A 17770-nucleotide genomic window follows, 5' to 3' on the forward strand; every position below is an offset into this window, starting at 1 on the left:
CCGACGGGCCGACGCTCGTGCTCGTGCACGGGCTCGGCGGGTCGCACCTCAACTGGGACCTGCTCGCCCCCCACCTCACCCCGCACGCCCGGGTCCTGGCGATCGACCTGCCCGGCTTCGGGCTGAGCGAGCCCACCGGGCGGCCCGCGACGGTCCGCAGCAACGTCGCAGTGCTCGCGGGGTTCCTGCGCGAGCACGGCGCCGGGCCCGCGGTGCTGGTGGGCAACTCGATGGGCGGGCTGGTCTGCGTCCTGCTCGCCGCGCGGATGCCCGAGCTCGTGCGGGGCCTCGTGCTGCTGGACCCGGCCCTGCCGGCCCCGGCCCGGGTCCTGCGGTCACCGGGCGACGCGGCGATGCTCGCCCTGTACGCGCTGCCCGGCGTCGGGGAACGGCTGCGCCGGGACCGGCGGCGGCGCATCGGCCCGCGCGCCACCGTCGACGAGACCCTCGCCCTGTGCGGGGTGGACCGCGACGCACTGCCCGCCGGGCTCGTCGAGCGCTCGGTGGCGATGGTCGACCGCCAGTCCGACGTCACGGGCATGGACCGGGCCTTCCTCTCGGCGTCGCGGTCGCTGGCGTGGACCCTCGCCCGGCCCCGCGCCTACCACCGCGCGATGGCGTCGATCACGGCGCCGGTGCTGCTCCTGCACGGCGAGAAGGACCGGCTGGTCCCGGTCGGCGCGGCGCGGGCGACGGCGCGGCACCACCCGGACTGGACCTACGTCGAGCTGGCCGGGGCCGGCCACCTCCCACAGATGCAGATGCCGGCGCAGGTGGCGGCGTGCATCCTCGACTGGCTGTTCGGCACCGACCGGAAGGACACGACATGACCCCCCAGAACAGGACGCCCCAGAACAGGACGTCGCAGAACAGGACGTCGCAGAACAGGACGCCGCAGAACGGCCGCGCACGAGCCCGGATCGTCGTCGGCCTGGACGACTCGTCGGGGGGCCGGGCCGCGCTGCGTTTCGCGCTGCTCGACGCGGCCCGTCGCGGCGCCGACGTGGAGGTGGTCGCGGCGTTCGATCCCCCGGACCGCTGGCCGGCCGTGTACGGCGGGCCGACCCCGGGCGACGCCGCCTGGACGGTCGCGGAGCTGCGGCAGGCGGTGTGGTCCGACACCGTCCGTATCGCCGACGAGGTGGAGGCCGAGCTCGTCGACATCCTCGCCGAGGTGCCGTCGTTGACGATCACGGCGGCGGCCGGCCCGGCCGGTGACGTGCTGTTGCGGGCGGCCGCGGACGCGGACCTGCTCGTCGTCGGTCACCGCGGGCGCGGTGGGCTCACCAGCATGCTGCTCGGTTCGGTGAGCCTGCAGGCGGTGCTGCACGCCCCGTGCCCGGTGACGGTCGTGCGGGCGGCCGCCCTACCGGCGGCCACCGGCTGACCGCCGGGGCGGGCGTCACAGCGGCGGGCGTCACAGCGGCAGGCGGCGCAGCCACGGGTCCTGGGCCGGGGCCGCGTGGGCGACCCGGATCCGCACGTCCACCGCGACCGCGCCCCCGTCGCCCACGGTCAGGGGGTTGATCTCGGCCTCCGCGATCTCGGGCAGCTCCTGGGCGAGCCACGCGAGCCGGCAGGCGACGTCCCGCACGGCGGTGCGCAGGCCCGGCCCGCCGCCGTCGAGCAGGCCCGGTGCGGCGTGCAGCCCGTCGAGGAGGTCGTCGAGGTCGGCCAGGGTGGCGGGCACGAGGCAGTGCGTGCGGTCGTCCACGAGGTCGGTGCTCGAGCCGCCCAGCCCGAGCGTCAGCAGCGGTCCGCACAGCGGGTCGACGGTCACGCCGAGCAGCAGCTCCACCCCGTCCGCCACCATCGGCTGGACGACCACACCGCGCAGCCCCCGCCCGAAGCGCTCGCGGAACTCCCGCACGGCCCGTCCGACCTCGCGGCGCGAGTCGAGCCCGGTCGCCACCCCGCCGGCGCGGCGTTTGTGCAGCACGCCCGGCACGTCGGCCTTGACCGCGACGGGCCCGCCGATCGCGCGCCACCGGCGCACCGCGGCCTCGGCGCTGTGCACGACGGTCGTCGCGACGGCCGGGAGCCCGGCCGCGGCGGCGAGCTCACCCGTGGCCGTCGGGTCGAGCCAGCCCCCCTCGTCCCGCTCGGCGAGCGCCCGGGCCACGACGGCCCGCGCGCCGGCCGGGTCGACCCCCTGCGGTGCGGGAGCGGCCACAGACGGGCGGCGCAGCCAGGACTCCCGACGTACGGCGGCGGCGAGCGCGCGGGCGGCCGCAGCGGGTTCGGCGAACGCCGGTGCGGCCAGGTCCCCCGCGTGGAGACCGGGCGGCAGCGTCACGGCCTCGGGCTGCCCGAGCCGGACCAGCACGACGGGCTTGCCGGGTCCGGCCGCGACGACCGGGGCGACCTCGCCGAGAGGATCACCCGCCCCGGTCGAGGCACCGAGGGCCAGCACGGCGTCGACGCCGGGGTCGGCCAGCAGCAGTTCCAGCGCGCGGGCGAACACGGCGGCGGGCACCGTCGCGGTGGTGTCGACCGGGTCGCCCACGGCGGCGGTCGCCGGGAGCAGCGCGGTGAGTTCGGCGCGGGTGGCGGGCCCGGGGTTCGCGATGTCCAGTCCGGCCCGTACGCACGCGTCCGCGGCGAGCACCCCGGCACCGCCCGCGTTGCTCAGCACCGCGACCCGCGGCCCGGCGGGCAGGGGCTGGCGGCACAGCAGGGCGAGCAGGCCCGGCAGCTCGGTCAGCTCGTCGACCGCCACGACGCCCGCCTGCGCGAACAACGCGTCGCGGACCACGCGGGGGGTGGCGCTGCCGGCGCTGTGCGAGGCGGCCGCGAGCCGGCCGGCCTCGGAGCTGCCCGAACGCACCGTCAGCACGGGCATCCTCCGGGCCAGCCTGCGCGCCAGCGCGGCGAACATCCGCGGCCGGCGCAGCGACTCCACGTACAGCACCGCGGCGCTCGTGCGGCCGTCCTGCGCCCACCACAGCAGCATGTCGTCGGCGTTGACGTCGACGGAGTCGCCGGTCGAGACGACGGTGGAGGCCCCGAGGCCGAGCCGGTCGAGCTCCGCGGTGACGGCGATGACGACGCCGCCGGACTGCGCCGCGACCCCCACCTCCCCCGCCGTCACGGGCCGCCCGAACGTGGCCTGCAGCGCGACGGCGGGATCGGTGTCGACCAGCCCGAGGCAGTTCGGCCCGACCATCCGCATGCCGTACCGCTCGACCGCGGACGCCAGCGCGGCGGCGTGCCCGGGGTCGCTCGTGATCCCCGCCGTGATGACCAGCAGTGCGCGCACCCCTCGACGCCCGCACTCCTCGGCCACCTCCGGCACGGCCGCCGCGGGCACGCACAGCACGGCGAGATCCACGCCCTCGGGCAGCCCGGCCACCGTCGGCACGGCCGGGTGGCCCTCCACCGTCGCCGCGTGCCGGCTGACGACGTGCACCGGGCCGGTGAACCCGCCGGCACCGATGCTGCGCAGCACGATGCGGCCCACCGAGTCCGGCCGCCGCCCCGCCCCGACCACCACGACCGACCGCGGCGCGAGCACCGGCGACAGGCTCGCGACGTCGGCGAGCGCGCCGCGTTCCAGCACGGCCTGCGGGTAGTCCTCATCCGGCCGGTCCAGCAGCAGCTCGACGCCGATCTCCGTGCCGTCGGGCACCGTGCGCAGCGGGATGCCGCTGTCGTGGAACACGCGCAGCATGTCGTGGTTGGCGGCGAGCACGGTCGCGGTCAGCCGCGTCACGCCCTGCTCGACGGCCGCCGCGACGAGGTGCTCCAGCAGCAGCGACCCGACCCCGCGGTGCTGGGCCGGGTGCGCGACGGCCATCGCCACCTCCGGGTCGGTGCCGGGCGGCTCGCGGCGGAAGTGCGCGACGCCGAGCAGCCGCCCGCCCGCGAACGCGCCGACCGCCGTCACGTCGTCCGCGACGACGACGTCGGCGATCATTCGCGGACCGGTCGCCGAGACGCTGAAGAACCGCCGGTAGCGGTCGTCGGGCGGCAGGGACCGGTGCAGCTCGTCGACCGCCGCCCGGTCGTCCGCGTCGAGGAGCCGGACGAGCGCGGACGAGCCGTCGGTGAGGACCACCCGCCGTCCGGAGGGAACCGGACGGACCCGGACCGGGGTGATCACGCCCCGGACTCGGGCCGGACCACGGCGACCGGGCAGGGCGCGCGGTGCACGAGCGCGTGCCCGACGGACCCGAGGAACGCCCCGGCGAGCCGGCCGTGGGCGCGCGAGCCGACCACCAGCAGCTGGGCGCCCCGGGCCTCGCGGACCAGCAGCGGCGCCGGCCGGTCGTCCACCACGGCGCGGCGCACGTGGACGTCGGGGTACTTCTCGGTCCAGCCCGCCAGGCGCTCGGCGAGGATCTCGTGCGCCACGCCCTCCGCCGCGGTCACGACGGCCGGGTCGGGCGGCACGGTGCCCACCAGCGGCGTCTGCCAGGCGTGCACCGCCACGAGGGGGGCGTGCCGGACGGAGGCGGTCTCGAAGGCGAACGCGATCGCGGCCTCGCTCGCCGGCGTGCCGTCGATGCCGACGACCACCGGCGCGGACCGGTCCTTCTCCGCGCCGCGGACCACCACGACCGGGCACCGGCCGTGCGCGGCCAGCCCGGAGGCGACCGACCCGGCCAGCAGCTCCAGGAACCGGCCCCGGCCGGCCGAGCCGAGCACCACCAGCTGCGCCCGGCCGGACTCGTCGGCCAGCACCGGGATCGGGTAGCCGACCACCAGCTGCGCCTGCACCTCCAGCCCGGGGAAGGCGGTCTCCGCCACGGCGGCGGCCTCGGTGAGCAGCCGGCGGGCCTGCTCCAGCAGGATGTCGCGGTCCTGCTCGCCCAGCGCCGGCAGCCCGACGACGTGCTCCGCGGTCCGGTCGAACGCGTGGACCAGGCGCAGCGGGACGGACCGCCGGGCGGCCTCGTCGGCGCCCCAGCGGACGGCCCGCAGGGAGTCCTCGGAGCCGTCGACGCCGACGACGACCGTGCGGTGGGTGTTCATCGGGTGTGCGCTCATCTCGGTCGTCTCTCCTCGGGTCTCGGCATCCTCACGATGCCTGCCGGGCGGGGCCCGCCGGCAGCGGCGCAGGACCCGGCCCGCCCGGGCCGTTCGTCCCCCGCCCGCGGTCAGCTCTCCAGCCGACGACCAGCCCGGCGACGGCCAGGCCCAGCGCCATGACCACCCAGCCGGTCCAGCCCAGCAACCCGGTCGTGGCGTTGTCGACCGGCACGCCTGCCGTGGAGAACAGGATCGGGAGACCGGCGACGGCGTTGACGAAGCCGTGCCCGATCGCGGCCGGCCACACGCTGCCCGACCGGAGGCGCAGCCAGCCCAGGAGGCTGCCGAGCACCACGCACATCCCGACCATGAGCAGCACCCGCACCGGGCCGCTGTGCAGCGGGTAGTTGTAGCCCAGCAGCAGCACGGGCGCGTGCCACAGCCCCCACACCACGCCGACGGCCAGGACTGCCGGCCACCGGCCGAGCGGGAGCAGCTGGGGCAGCAGCCATCCCCGCCACCCCCACTCCTCGCCCAGCGCGGGGATCACGTTGACCCAGCCGATGACCAGCACCTGGGCCAGCTGGAGTGCCGCGAGGACCCCCAACGACACCGGCAGGGCCCCCGCCCCCTGGTTCCGCAGGGTCTCCGCCAGCCCCGAGAAATGCTCCAGGTCCGGCTGGTAGACGCCGACCGCCGCGGCCAGCGCCACCGAGGCCGCCGCCAGCACCAGCGGTCCCAGCCAGGCCAGCAGTCCCCAGCGCCACCACGACCGGATCCCACCCGGTGAGCGCAGGCCCGTGGCGTGGGCGGTGCCCGGGCGGCGGCGCAGGACACCGACCACCACCAGCACCCCGAGGGTGGGCGCGGCCATCATGGCCGCCATCAGGAACACCGCGCCCGGTGTCTGCAGGCCGCGCCCGCTCGTCCAGAGCGGGAGCGTCACCAGCCACGCCGCCCCGAACGCGACGAGCAGGTAGACCGCGACCGCGACGACGTCGACCCGCTGCGGCGGCGCCGCAGGTGGCGCCTCGGGCGCCCCCGCACGGTTCATCGCCCGCCTCCCGCCGCCGGCCAGAGCGACCGGCCCCGGTGCACGGTGACGGCCAGCAGCAGCACGGCCAGACCGCAGGCCAGCATGATCGGCTGCTGCACGTTGTAGCGCTGCATGATCGCCAGCTGCGCGCCGATCCAGGCCACCTGGGCCGCGCCCGCGACCACCGACGCCACGCCCGCCCACACCGAGCGCCGCAGCTCCAGGGCCGCGGCGGTCGTCATCGGCGCCGCGACGACGAGCAGCAGCAGCGCACCGGGGAGCACCCACGAGGTGAACGGGGTGCCCACCAGCCACTCGTCGAGCATCCCGATCGCGTTGCCCCACATCAGCCCGACGCCGCCGTAGAGCGCGGCGAGCGCCACCAGCACCTCCAGGACGATCACGGGCCAGTACCGCCGCCCGGCCCGACGAGACACCTCGGTCGCCGTCGCCATCACGCACTCCCTCCGCTGGTCGGTCGGAGAAGCGTGCCGGGGCACCGGTGGTGACGGGAGGGCCGAAGTGCCCGCGCCGGGCGGTCAGCCGGCCCGGAACCAAGCCGTCTGCCCGGGCTCCAGGTCACGGACGTCGACACCGCAGCCCACCCGGACCGCCCGGCCCGGCCCCGGTGCGGCGCACACCGTGACCTCGCGGTCCGCCACCTCGATCGTCAGCGGCTGCCCCCGGTACTGCACGGCGACGGTGAGCCGGCCGAACCGCCGCGGCCAGTGCGGGTTGAGCCAGAGGATGTTCTCGCGGGTCTCCAGGCCCGCGAAGCAGCGCTGCATCAGGTCGACGCTCCCCGCCATCGACCCGATGTGCACCCCCTCCGCCGTGGTGCCCCCCTGGAGGTCGCCGACGTCGCCGAGCAGGGTCCGCTCGACGTGCTCCAGCGCGTTCTCCCGGTTGGCCCGCGCCAGCACCCACGCGTGGACGAGCGCGCTGAGCGTCGAGCCGTGGGCGGTGCGCGCGACGTAGTACTCGATGGTGCGCGGGATGGCCGCGGGCGGCAGCGCGTAGCCGAGGCGTTCCAGCAGGGCCCGCAGCTCGTCGGCGGAGAACAGGTAGAACAGCATCAGCACGTCGGCCTGCTTGGTGACCTTGTAGTCGTCCACCGAGCGGCCCTCGGCCTCGAGGATCCGGTCGAGGCGCCCGATGTCGCCGTAGCGGAGCCGGTAGCCCTCCCAGTCGAGCTCGAGCAGGTCCGCGTAGCCCTCGAACTGGCTGATGACGCCGTCGGGGTGGAACGGCACGTACATCGTGCGGCTCACCTCGTCCCACCGGGCCAGCTCGTCGGCGCCCAGCCCGAGGTTCTCCTGCAGCTCCGCGCGGCGGGTGGCGGGCAGCGCGTCGAGGGCGTCGGCGGCGCGCTGCAGCACCCAGACGGTCAGCACGTTGGTGTAGGCGTTGTCGTCGAGGCCCGGGTCGGTGCGGCCGGGCAGCCGGGTGCTGAACTCGTCAGGCCCCATCACGCCGCGGATGTGGTGGCGGCCGTCGGCGCCGCGGCTCGCGAGGCCCGCGAAGAACCGGGCGATCTGCAGCAGCGTCTCCGCCCCGTGGTCGGCGAGGAACTCGCGGTCCCCGGTGGCCTGGTGGTACTGCCAGATCTCGTACGCCACGGCCAGCCCCACGTGTCGCTGCAGGCAGCTGGTGTCGGCGAGCCAGCGGCCCGACCGCGGGTTGAGGTGCACCCGCTGGCTCTCCTCGCGCCCGTCGCTGCCCGACTGCCACGGGAACATGGCCCCGGTGTGCCCGGCGGCGCGGGCGGCCCGGCATGCGGCGTCGAGCCGGCGGGTGCGGTAGCGCAGCAGGGACCGCGCCAGGACCGGCAGCCGCAGCGTCAGCACCGGGAGGACGAACAGCTCGTCCCAGAAGACGTGGCCTCGGTAGGCCTCGCCGTGCAGGCCGCGGGCGGGCACGCCCGCGTCGAGGTCCACGTTGTGCGGCGACACCGTCTGCAGCAGATGGAACGCGCTCGTGCGCAGCACCAGCATCGCCTCCGGCGCGGGCAGCGTGCCGACGCCGTCGGTGAGCTCCAAGCGGAACCGGCGCCACAGCTGCGTCCAGGCCTTCTCGTGGGCGGCGCGCAGCTCGTCGAAACCCGGGGCCGACGCCAGCTGCTCCAGCGCCGCGACGGCCGGTCGGGCGATCGCGACGTCCCGCGAGGTGACGAGCGCGACGACCTTCTCCACCACGACGGACCCGCCGGCGGCCAGCTCGCAGGAGAACTCGTGGGCGATCCGGCCGGGCCCGCCGCCGACGCCGGCCGTGGCGCCGTCCACCCGGGTGCGCGCGGCGACGGCCACCTCCACCCCGGAGCCGTTCGTGCGCGCCACCAGCAGGACCGTGTCGCCGGCCGTCCCGCGGGCCTCGGTCACGTCGAGGTGCCCCCCGGCCATCGACCGGTAGCGGGCCACGCCGGCGTTGGTGACCGCGCCGTCGATCCCCGACGACACCCGCAGCCGCCCGCCCCAGTTCTCGGCGGTGACGACGGTGTGCAGCGCGGCCAGGTACGGCCGGGCCATGTCGACGAAGCGGCGCTGGTGCACCGAGGTCCGGCGGCCCGCGGCGTCCCGCACGGTCAGCCAGCGGCTCAGCACGCCGCGGCGCAGGTCCAGCTCCACCCGCTGGTGCTCGACCTCGACGTCGGCCTCGTCCTCGTCCTCGTCCTCGGTGAGGCCGACCCAGTCGGCGTCCCCGACGGCGAACCGCAGGTCGAGCCAGTTGGGCAGGTTCACCGCGCTCTCGGTCTCCACGGCCTGGCCGGCGAGCTCGTCGCGCAGCCGGTTGTAGATCCCCGCGGCGTAGGTACCCGGGTAGTGGACCCCGTCCGCGCGGGCCTCCGGGTGGGCCCCGCGGGTCGCGAACCGGCCGTTCCCGAGCGTGCACAACGCCTCGCGGCGCCCCTCGTCACCCGCGTCCCAGCCGTCGAAGGCGAGCACCCATGCGTCGTCGTCCGGTTCGCCCACGGTGACGATCGTCGGTCACGACGCACCGCCCGCACACGGGTCGAGTGCCCCCTACCGGAAGGACCAAGGGCCGCTCACCGGATCGGGGCGATCGGCCGCGGCGCGCACGTCCCCGGCGTCGAGCAGACCCTCGAGCTCGTCCGGGTCGTCGGCTGACGACCGTCACCGCAGGACGGGACCCTTGGCCCTGCTGCGACCGCAGGACCGCGGCCACCGTGGAGCCATGACCCCCACACAAAGCAGCACCCGCCACGACGTCGACGTCCGCAGCTCCGTGGTCGCCGAGCTCGAGTGGACCCCCGGCCTCGACGCCGCGGAAATCGGCGTCGCCGTCGAGCACGGCGCCGTGACCCTCACCGGCAAGGCGGCGTCCTACGCCGAACGCCTCCGGGCCGAGAAGGCCGCGTTGCGCGTGCAGGGCGTCATCGCGGTGGCCGACGAGATCGAGGTGCGGCTGCCCGGGGCCGCGCCCGACGACTCCGACGTCGCCCGGGAGGCCGGCGAGGCGCTCGACCGCGCCGTCGACGTGCCGCCCGAGGTCACCGCCGTGGTGCGCGACGGCGTCGTCACCGTCGCGGGCGAGGTCACATGGCAGTTCCAGCGCGTGGCGGCCGAACGCGCCGTCCAGTACCTGCGCGGCGTCGTCGCCGTCCGCAACAAGGTCACGCTCAAGCCGGAGGCCGAGGCGGAGAACGTGCACCGGCTCATCAACTCCGCCCTCGTCCGCAACGCCCAGCTCGACAGCAACCGCATCACCGTCACCTCTGCCCCGGGCGGCGTGATCACGCTGCGGGGCACCGTGCAGTCGTGGGCGGAGCGCCGCCAGGCCGAGCGCGCCGCATGGGCCGCGCCCGGCGTGGTCACCGTCGTCAACGAGCTCGTGCTCGGCTCCTGAGCGGTGTCGATCCCCGTGACGACGACGGAGGCGGTCCACGCTCGCACACCCACCGACCACCGGCCGGTGCTCGTCGGCACCGAGCCGGGCCGGCCGGGCACGGCGGTGGTCGCGTGGGCGGCGGCGGAGGCTCTCCGCCGGGACGCGCCGCTGCTGGTGCTGCCCCGGGTGAGCGCGGCTCGGGCCGAGCCGGCCGACACGGCGGTCGTCGTCGTCGACGCGACGGCGCCCGGCCTCGAGGACCTCGTCACGACGGCCCGCTGCCCGACGGTGGCCGTCCCTCCCGACGCGACGGCCGTCCCCGGCCGGCCGGTGGTGCTCGCCCTCGGGCCCAGGACGGGGCCGGAGGTGATCGGCTTCGCGATCCGGGAGGCGGAGGCCCGCGGCGTGGCGCTGCACGTCGTCCGGACCTGGGACGACCCGACGGTCGACCTCGGCCGCCCGCTCCCGGCCGCCCTCGCCCGCTGGGACGAGGCGGACGAGCGCTGCCGTCGCGAGGTCGCCGACCGCCTGGCCGGTCCGGTGCGGGCCCACGCCGGCGTCGACACGGTCGTCCTGGTCGTGCACGAGAGCGGCGCCGAGGCGTTGCCGGCGTTCGCCGTCGGGGCGCCGCTGCTGGTCGTGGGGCAACCGGCCGGCGCCCCGCACCGCTCCACCGCCCTCGCCGCACTGCGCGACCTGCCGTGCCCGGTCGCCGTCGTCCCTTCCCCGCCATGACCCCGATGGAGACACCGTGGACCACCAGCCGATGCCGGTCCAGGACAACCTCTGGTTGGTCCTCGACCGGCCCGAGAACCTGCTGACGATCACCGCCGTGTTGTGGACCGCGGAGCCCGTCGACCCGGTTTGCCTGCGGGCTCTGGTGCAGGAGCGGCTCGTCGACCGTTTTCCGGTCTTCCGTCGGCGCGCGATGACGTTCGGGAGGATGCGGCGCTCCGCGGTGTGGGTGGACGACCGGTGCTTCCACCTGGACCGCCACCTGCACGTGCGCCCGATGCCCGCGCCGGGTGACCAGGCCGCGCTGCAGGACTACGTCGCCGCCCTGCGCAGCGAGCCGTTCGACCCTCGGCACCCGCTGTGGTCGGTGCACCTGCTGCAGGGCTACGGCGGCGGCAGCGCCGTCGTCCAGCGCTACCACCACGCCATGGCCGACGGGATCCGGCTGACGCAGGTCGCTCTGGGCATCCTCGACCCGGTCGACGGGGCGGACCGCGTCCCGGCCGGGACGGGGACCGCGCGCCACGACGGCGAGCACCTGACCGCGCGGGCCGCGGGTCTCGCGCGGAGGCTCGGGGCCGGGATCGCCCTGGACCTCGCCGGGACCGCGACGGCGCTGCTGCCCGAGGCCGTGCGCCCGGCCCATCTCGCGGACGTCGCGGAGGACATCGCGACAGCGCTCGTGCACAGCGCGGGGAGCGTCGTGAAGATACTGGGCTGGTCCAACCCGGAGACGGCGCTGTCGGGCGAGCCCGACGGGGCGAAGGCCGCGGCCTGGGGCGAACCCGTGGCGCTGGACCTGCTCACCGGCATCGCGCACGCCACCGGCACGACGGTCAACGACGTGTGCCTGACGCTGGTGGCGGGCGCGGTCGCCCGCTACCTCGTCGAACGCGGGCAGGAGGGGCCGACGCCCGACCTCGCCTGGATGGTGCCGGTCAACCTCGAGCCGCTGGACCGCGCGCTGCCGCCCGAGCTGGGCAACCACTTCGCGCTCGTGCTGGCGGTGCTGCCGCACGGCGTCACGGACTTCCGCGAGCGGCTCGCCGAGGTGCACCGCCGGATGGTGCTGATCCGTGACTCGTGGGAGGCGCAACTGGTCTGGCTCACCCAGGTGGGCATCGCGATGAGCCCGGCCCCGCTGGCGAGCGCGGTCAGCGACTACCTCGCCGCCAAGGCGGTGGGCGTGCTCACCAACGTCCCCGGACCGCGCGGCCCGATGGCGCTGGCCGGGGCCCGGGTCGAAGGGATGGTCGGCTGGGCCCCCACCAGCGGACAGCAGGCGGTCACGGTCTGCATCTTCAGCTACGCGGGACGGGTCTCGGTCGGCTTCGGCACCGACCGGGCCGTGGTGCCCGACCCCGAACGGCTCGTCGCCGCCTTCGACGCCGAGGTGGCCGCCGCCACCCGTGCCACCCTGGAGAGGACCCCGTCATGACCTTCAACCTGGCCACGATCCTGCGCGAGTCCGCGCGGACCCACGCCGACAAGCCCGCCGTGCTCGTCGAGGGTGCCCGGCTCACCTACGCGGAGCTCGACGCGCTGTCGGACCGGTTCGCCGCGGGCCTGCTCGCCCGGGGCGTCGCGCCCGGCGACGCGGTCGCCCTCCAGCTGCCCAACGTGCCGCAGTTCGTGATCGCCTACTTCGGCATCCTCAAGGCCGGTGCCGTCGCGGTGCCGATGAACGTGCTGCTCAAGGCGGGCGAGGTCGGCTACATCCTGCGCGACTCCGGCGCGCGGCTGCTCATCACGTGGGCGGGGGTCGCCGAGGAGGCGGCCAAGGGGGCGGCCGACGCCGGGCTCACCGACATCGTCGTGCTCACCACGCCCGGCATCCCCCAGCCCGGGTTCGGCCGCCCGTTCGAGTCGCTGCTGGCATCGCTGGCCGGCCCGGCCCCGCTGCACCAGACCGACCCCGGGGACACGGCGGTGATCATCTACACCTCGGGGACGACGGGACGGCCCAAGGGCGCCGAGCTCACCCACTTCCAGCTGTTCATGAACGCCGACACCCCCGGGCGGCTGTTCGACGTCCGCGACAGCGACATCGTGCTGGTCGTGCTGCCGCTGTTCCACGTCTTCGCGCTGTCGAGCATCCTGAACCTGTGCGTGCGTTTCGCCGCCACGATGTCGCTGGTTCCCCGGTTCGACCCGGACGCGGCGCTGGCGGCGATCCAGCGCGACCGCGTCACGATCTTCGAGGGCGTGCCCACGATGTACATCGCGCTGCTCAACCACCCGACCCTGGGCGACTACGACGTGTCGTCGCTGCGGGTGGGCATCTCGGGAGGGGCGCCGATCCCGTCGGAGGTGATCGACGAGTTCGAGGAGCGCTTCGGCATCGTCATCCTCGAGGGCTACGGCCTGTCGGAGACCGCGTCGACCACCACGTTCAACGTCAGCGAGGCCGACCGGCGCGTCTACAGCGTGGGCCGGCCCATCTGGGGCGTCGAGGTGCAGGTGTGGGACGCCGAGGGGCGCGTGCTGCCCGCAGGCCGCGAGCACGTGGGCGAGCTGGTGGTGCGCGGGGTGAACGTGATGCGCCGCTACCACGGCGACCCCGCGGCCACCGCCGAGGCGTTCACCGACGGCTGGTTCCACACCGGCGACCTGGGCTACGTCGACGAGGACGGCTACTTCTTCGTCGTCGGCCGCACGAAGGACCTCATCATCCGCGGCGGCTACAACGTCTACCCCCGCGAGGTGGAGGACGTGCTCTACGGCCACCCGGCCGTCGCGCAGGCCGCCGTCGTCGGGGTCCCGGACGCGCGGCTCGGCCAGGAGGTGAAGGCCTACGTCGCGCTGCGGCCGGGCCGCCACGCCACCGAGGCCGAGCTGATCGAGCACGTCAAGGAGCGCATCGCCTCCTACAAGTACCCGCGGTCGGTGGAGTTCCGCGACGCGCTGCCGATCAACGCCGCCGGCAAGATCGTGAAGCGGGAGCTGTGAGCACCGTGGACCGCATGACCCCGCTGGACGCCGCGTTCCTGCAGGCCGAGGACTCCGAGGAGGGGGTCTCGCTGGCCATCTCCTCGGTGGCCGTGTTCGGCGGCCCCGCACCGGCACAGGAGGAGTTCACGGAGATGCTGACCGGGCGGCTGCCGCTGGTGCCGCGCTACCGGCAGAAAGTGCGGATGGTCCCGCTCGACCTCGGCCCGCCCGTCTGGGTCGACGACCCGCACTTCGACCTGGGCCACCATGTGCGGCGCACCGCGCTGCCCACGCCGGGCGGCGACACCGAGCTGGCGGCCCTGGTCGGCCGCGTCATGTCGGCGCGGCTGGACCGCGGTCACCCCCTGTGGGAGTACTGGGTGGTGGAGGGGCTGGCCGGCGGCCGGTGGGCGCTCATCTCGAAGGTGCACCACTGCATGGTCGACGGGGTGTCGGGCACCGACCTCTACCACGTCGTCCTCGACGACTCCCCCGAACCGCGGCCGTCCCCGCCAGACGCCTGGCACCCGGCGCCGGAGCCCACGACCGTGGCGCTGACGGCGTCGGCCCTGCTCACGCTGGCGATGAACCCGGTGACGCAGATGCGTGCGCTCACCACCGCGCTGCGCCATCCCCGGCGCCTCGCCGGCGCCGCCCGCGACGCGCTGCGGGGCGCCGCCGCCCTGTCCACGGCGCTCGTGCCGACCCGCGCCACCTCGCTGTCGGGACCGCTGTCCGCGCAGCGCGTCTACGCGTTCTCCCGCGGCAGCGTCGACGACGTCCGGACCGTGCGCCACGGAGCCGGGGGCACGTTCAACGACGTCGTGCTCGCCGCCGTGACCAGTGGCTTCCGCACGTTGCTGCTCGCGCGCGGTGAGGAGCCCGACGTCCGGGCCGTGCGCAGCCTCGTCCCGGTCAACGTGCGTGCCCCCGGCCAGGAGAGCATCCGCGACAACCGGGTCTCGCTCATGCTGGCCGACCTCCCGGTCGAGGTCGCCGACCCGCTGGAACGTCTCGCGGCCGTCCGGGCCCGGCTCGACGAACTCAAGCAGGACCGGGAGGCCGAAGCCGGAGTCGCCCTGACCTCGATCGCGGCACTGGAACCGTTCCCGCTGGTCGCGGGCTCGTTCCGGTGGTTGGCGACGCTGCCGCAGCGCTCCGTCGTCACCGTCACGACCAACGTCCCCGGCCCCCGGAAGCCGCTCTACGCCCTCGGCAGGCCCGTCGTGGAGATCATCCCGTACGTGCCGATCGCCTCCACCGCGCGGATCGGGGTCTCGATCTTCAGCTACCTCGACCGGATCGCCTTCGGCGTCACCGGTGACTGCGACGCGGCGCCCGACGTCGACGTGCTGGCCCGCGGCATCGCCGACGGCCTCGCCGAGCTCGTGGCCGCGACCACCGCGGGGGCCCACCGGTGAGCACCCCGGAGCACGCCGAGGGCGGGCGCCTGCGCGACGGGCGGGACCGCCGCATCGATCTCGGCGGGCCCGTGCACTACGTCGACTTCGGCGGCCGCGCCGACGGGCCGACGTTCGTGCTCGTGCACGGGCTCGGAGGTTCGCACCTCAACTGGGAGCTGTTCGCGCCGCTGCTGACCCCGACGGGCCGGGTGGTCGCGCTGGACCTGCCCGGGTTCGGGCTGAGCGAGCCCGGCGAGCGCCCGGCGACCGTGCCGGCCAACGTGCGCGTGCTGGAGAGCTTCCTGCAGCGTGTCGTCGACGGACCGGCGGTGCTGGTCGGCAACTCGATGGGCGGCATGATCGCGATCCTGCTGGCCGTCCGGGCGCCGGAGCTCGTCCGCGGCCTGGTCCTGCTCGACCCGGCGCTGCCGCTGCCGTTGCGAGCGGCGAGGCCACGGAACGCCGCGGTCGGGGCGGCCTTCCTGGGCTACGCGCTGCCGGGGGTGGGCGAACGCCTCATGCACGCCCGGCGCCGGCGCGTCGGCCCCCGGGAGCTGGTGCGGGCGATGCTGGTGCTGTGCGGTGTCGACCCGGCGGCGATGCCGCCGGACCTCGTCGCGCGGTCGGTCGCGCTCGTCGCACAGCGGGGCGACGTCGCGGGGATGGACCGGGCGTTCCTCTCGGCGTCCCGGTCACTGGCGTGGGTGCTGACGTTCGCCCGGTCCTACCGGTCCGCGATGTCGGCGGTCACCACCCCGGTGCTGCTGGTGCACGGCGAACGGGACCGGCTGGTGCCCGTGGCCGCCGCCCGCGACGCCGCCCGCCGCCACCCGTCGTGGAGGTACGCGGAGCTGGCGGGCGTCGGGCACGTGCCGCAGCTGCAGGTACCCGACCGGCTGGCCGGCATCGTGCTCGGCTGGCTCCCGGCGACCGCTCGGTCCGGGTGACCACCGTGTGACCACCGGCCGCCGGCACGGGACTTCCGGCCGGTCGTCGGCGGGGGCGCCGGGCGGGATCCTCGGCGGGTCACCCGCAGGGGCGGGACGCGAGGAGCGGGCATGGACGGGATCAGCGGACGCATCGTCGTCGGCGTGGACGGCTCGCCCGGCGGGCACGCCGCGCTGCGGAACGCGATCGCCGAGGGGGCACGGCGCGGCGCCGTCGTCGAGGTGGTCACCGCGTACCCGGACCCCCGGCCGGGTGTCCTCGGCGGCGTGCCGCAGGGCTTCCCGGGGGCGTTGCCGCAAGTCCTGCGCGAGCTGCTGCACGACCGCACCTCGGCCGAGGCTGCGGCGCTGCTGACCGAGCTGCCCGGCCCCCGGCCCCGGCTGACCGTGTTCGTCGGCGCGGGCGACCCCGCGGACGTGCTGCTGCGCGCCGCCGCCGGGGCCGACCTGCTGGTCGTCGGCACCCACCGGCACGGGCACCTGGCCGGCATGCTGCTCGGCTCGGTCGGACGGTGCTGCGTCCTGCACTCCCCCTGCCCGGTGACCGTGGTGCACGCGCCGCCGTCAGCGCCGGAGCGGGTCCGCTCCCGCGTCGGCGGCGGCCCGGCGGGCGGACGGTGAGGGGCGGGGCCGCCGGGCCATGACGACCACCGTGGCGGCCGGTCAGATCACGTACAGCGGGTACGGCACGACGGCGTACCGACCGGTGGGGGCCGTCGGTGGGGTCGTGGTCGTTGAGGAACCCGTGCCCGGCGTCGGGGTAGGTCCTGATGTCGTGGTCGACGCCGACGGCGGTCAGGATCCGACGACCCCGACCCGTCACGGGACGATGACCGCCCGGCCGACCAGCCGGCCCGCGGCCATCTCCTGGTAGGCGTGCACGGCCTGGCCGAGCGGGAAGGTGGTCGTGGTCGGGCGCACGAGCCCACGCGCCCCGAGGTCGAGCACCTCCACCAGCTCCGTGCGCGAACCCCAGTAGGTGGTCTGCACGCTCGCCTCGTAGGGGAGGCCGAAGAACGACACGGGCAGTGTCCCCCCGGCGATCCCGACGATCGTCAGGTCGCCCAGGGTGCGCACGGCGGCGGCGCCGAGCGCGAGCGTCGCGTCCGCGCCGACGAGGTCGAGCACGACGTCCGCCCCGCGCCCGCCCGTCTCGCGCCGGATCTCCGCCGCGGCGTCCGGGCCCGCGACGACGGTCAGGTCGGCCCCGCAGTCCTTCGCCAGCAGCAGGGCCTGTTCCCGGCTGTCCACCGCGATCACCCGCGCCGCGGTGGTCGCCTTCAGGATCTGCACCCCCACGTGCCCGAGCCCGCCGACGCCGATGACCACCGCGGTGGTGCCCGGGGCCAGCTTCGGCCACGACCGGCGCACCGCGTGGTAGGGCGTCAGGCCCGCGTCGGTCAGCGGGGCCGCCAGCACCGGGTCCAGGCCGCCGGGCAGTGCGACGAGGTGCCGGACGTCGGGGACCAGCATGAACTCGGCCATCCCGCCGTCGAGGCCGAGGCCGCCCCCGCCGCCGGGCACCGGAGCCGCGGCCGGGTCCTCGCAGTAGGGGTCGATCCCGACCAGGCACCGCTCGCAGTGCCCGCAGCCCCACGGGCCGTGGACGGCGACGGGCTGGCCGATCTCGAACCCGCCGGTCCCGGGGCCGAGCTCGTGCACCCAGCCGGCGTTCTCGTGGCCGAGGGTGAACGGAGGGCCCCAGGGCAGCAGCCCGGGCGCGAAGTCGTGCATCAGGTGCAGGTCGGAGTGGCACACCCCGGCCCCGCCGATCCTGATGACGGCCTGGCCGGGGCCTGCCTCCGGCACCGGCACCTCCACCAGCTCGGGCGGGGAGTTCCAGGCCAGCAGACGCAGTGCGCGCATGAGGGTTCCTTTCCCGATCACAGGGGAGATGTCGC

General features: G+C 75.8%; 15 protein-coding genes. 9 read left to right on the forward strand and 6 right to left on the reverse strand.

The window, feature by feature from the left end:
- Both BGP03_RS00905 and BGP03_RS00910 read left to right on the forward strand, forming a co-directional pair.
- Positions 1-830 (forward strand): alpha/beta hydrolase (locus tag BGP03_RS00905; RefSeq protein ID WP_299735059.1); only part of this gene is annotated, 830 nt, incomplete at its 5' end.
- Complete coding sequence (locus tag BGP03_RS00910) at positions 827-1387, forward strand: universal stress protein (protein WP_298799595.1); 561 nt, start codon at positions 827-829, stop codon at positions 1385-1387. The genes BGP03_RS00905 and BGP03_RS00910, both read left to right, overlap by 4 nt.
- 30 nt (positions 1388-1417) lie before the next feature.
- Here the strand turns inward: BGP03_RS00910 and BGP03_RS00915 are convergent, their stop codons facing one another.
- The 5 genes from BGP03_RS00915 to BGP03_RS00935 all read right to left on the reverse strand — a co-directional run bounded on the left by BGP03_RS00915 (position 1418) and on the right by BGP03_RS00935 (position 8976).
- Positions 1418-4057, reverse strand: a complete 2640-nt coding sequence (locus BGP03_RS00915; RefSeq protein WP_298799597.1) for a GNAT family N-acetyltransferase — start codon at positions 4055-4057, stop codon at positions 1418-1420.
- 41 nt (positions 4058-4098) lie between these two features.
- Positions 4099-4989, reverse strand: a complete 891-nt coding sequence (locus BGP03_RS00920; protein ID WP_298799598.1) for a universal stress protein — start codon at positions 4987-4989, stop codon at positions 4099-4101.
- A gap of 31 nt (positions 4990-5020) precedes the next feature.
- On the reverse strand, positions 5021-6025 hold the full coding sequence (locus BGP03_RS00925) for a CPBP family intramembrane glutamic endopeptidase (protein WP_298799599.1): 1005 nt from the start codon (positions 6023-6025) through the stop codon (positions 5021-5023).
- Positions 6022-6462 (reverse strand): hypothetical protein, encoded by a 441-nt coding sequence (locus tag BGP03_RS00930; protein ID WP_298799600.1) that lies wholly within the window; start codon positions 6460-6462, stop codon positions 6022-6024. The genes BGP03_RS00925 and BGP03_RS00930 overlap by 4 nt, the downstream gene beginning before the upstream one ends.
- A gap of 84 nt (positions 6463-6546) precedes the next feature.
- Entirely contained in the window at positions 6547-8976 is a 2430-nt protein-coding gene (locus BGP03_RS00935) for a glycosyl hydrolase family 65 protein (RefSeq protein WP_298799601.1), read from the reverse strand.
- A gap of 223 nt (positions 8977-9199) precedes the next feature.
- Between BGP03_RS00935 and BGP03_RS00940 the strand changes: the two genes are divergently transcribed.
- The 7 genes from BGP03_RS00940 to BGP03_RS00970 all read left to right on the forward strand — a co-directional run bounded on the left by BGP03_RS00940 (position 9200) and on the right by BGP03_RS00970 (position 16490).
- The gene (locus BGP03_RS00940) at positions 9200-9871 is read left to right on the forward strand and encodes a BON domain-containing protein (RefSeq protein WP_298799602.1); all 672 of its coding nucleotides are present in this window, start codon (positions 9200-9202) and stop codon (positions 9869-9871) included.
- Between the two features lie 15 nt (positions 9872-9886).
- Positions 9887-10588, forward strand: a complete 702-nt coding sequence (locus tag BGP03_RS00945; protein WP_296374264.1) for a universal stress protein — start codon at positions 9887-9889, stop codon at positions 10586-10588.
- 16 nt (positions 10589-10604) lie between these two features.
- A complete protein-coding gene (locus BGP03_RS00950; RefSeq protein ID WP_298799603.1) occupies positions 10605-12026 on the forward strand; it encodes a WS/DGAT domain-containing protein in 1422 nt (473 codons plus the stop codon).
- The gene (locus BGP03_RS00955) at positions 12023-13537 is read left to right on the forward strand and encodes a long-chain fatty acid--CoA ligase (RefSeq protein ID WP_296374268.1); all 1515 of its coding nucleotides are present in this window, start codon (positions 12023-12025) and stop codon (positions 13535-13537) included. The genes BGP03_RS00950 and BGP03_RS00955 overlap by 4 nt, the downstream gene beginning before the upstream one ends.
- 14 nt (positions 13538-13551) lie before the next feature.
- On the forward strand, positions 13552-14940 hold the full coding sequence (locus BGP03_RS00960; protein ID WP_296374270.1) for a wax ester/triacylglycerol synthase family O-acyltransferase: 1389 nt from the start codon (positions 13552-13554) through the stop codon (positions 14938-14940).
- The gene (locus BGP03_RS00965; RefSeq protein WP_298799604.1) at positions 14937-15869 is read left to right on the forward strand and encodes an alpha/beta hydrolase; all 933 of its coding nucleotides are present in this window, start codon (positions 14937-14939) and stop codon (positions 15867-15869) included. Before BGP03_RS00960 ends, BGP03_RS00965 begins: the two co-directional genes overlap by 4 nt.
- A gap of 111 nt (positions 15870-15980) precedes the next feature.
- Complete coding sequence (locus tag BGP03_RS00970; protein ID WP_296374274.1) at positions 15981-16490, forward strand: universal stress protein; 510 nt, start codon at positions 15981-15983, stop codon at positions 16488-16490.
- A gap of 198 nt (positions 16491-16688) precedes the next feature.
- Here the strand turns inward: BGP03_RS00970 and BGP03_RS00975 are convergent, their stop codons facing one another.
- Complete coding sequence (locus BGP03_RS00975; protein ID WP_298799605.1) at positions 16689-17735, reverse strand: NAD(P)-dependent alcohol dehydrogenase; 1047 nt, start codon at positions 17733-17735, stop codon at positions 16689-16691.
- Between the last annotated feature and the right edge of the window lie 35 nt (positions 17736-17770).

The organism is Pseudonocardia sp. 73-21, assembly GCF_001899645.1.
In the GTDB taxonomy this organism is placed as follows: domain Bacteria; phylum Actinomycetota; class Actinomycetes; order Mycobacteriales; family Pseudonocardiaceae; genus Pseudonocardia.

What these genes read in the sequence shown, in the direction of transcription:
- BGP03_RS00975 (WP_298799605.1), bottom strand. Translation starts at nt 17,735, where the DNA reads ATGCGCGCACTGCGTCTGCTGGCCTGGAACTCCCCGCCCGAGCTGGTG.
- BGP03_RS00910 (WP_298799595.1), top strand. Translation starts at nt 827, where the DNA reads ATGACCCCCCAGAACAGGACGCCCCAGAACAGGACGTCGCAGAACAGG.
- BGP03_RS00955 (WP_296374268.1), top strand. Translation starts at nt 12,023, where the DNA reads ATGACCTTCAACCTGGCCACGATCCTGCGCGAGTCCGCGCGGACCCAC.
- BGP03_RS00930 (WP_298799600.1), bottom strand. Translation starts at nt 6,462, where the DNA reads ATGGCGACGGCGACCGAGGTGTCTCGTCGGGCCGGGCGGCGGTACTGG.
- BGP03_RS00925 (WP_298799599.1), bottom strand. Translation starts at nt 6,025, where the DNA reads ATGAACCGTGCGGGGGCGCCCGAGGCGCCACCTGCGGCGCCGCCGCAG.
- BGP03_RS00960 (WP_296374270.1), top strand. Translation starts at nt 13,552, where the DNA reads ATGACCCCGCTGGACGCCGCGTTCCTGCAGGCCGAGGACTCCGAGGAG.
- BGP03_RS00920 (WP_298799598.1), bottom strand. Translation starts at nt 4,989, where the DNA reads ATGAGCGCACACCCGATGAACACCCACCGCACGGTCGTCGTCGGCGTC.
- BGP03_RS00940 (WP_298799602.1), top strand. Translation starts at nt 9,200, where the DNA reads ATGACCCCCACACAAAGCAGCACCCGCCACGACGTCGACGTCCGCAGC.
- BGP03_RS00970 (WP_296374274.1), top strand. Translation starts at nt 15,981, where the DNA reads ATGGACGGGATCAGCGGACGCATCGTCGTCGGCGTGGACGGCTCGCCC.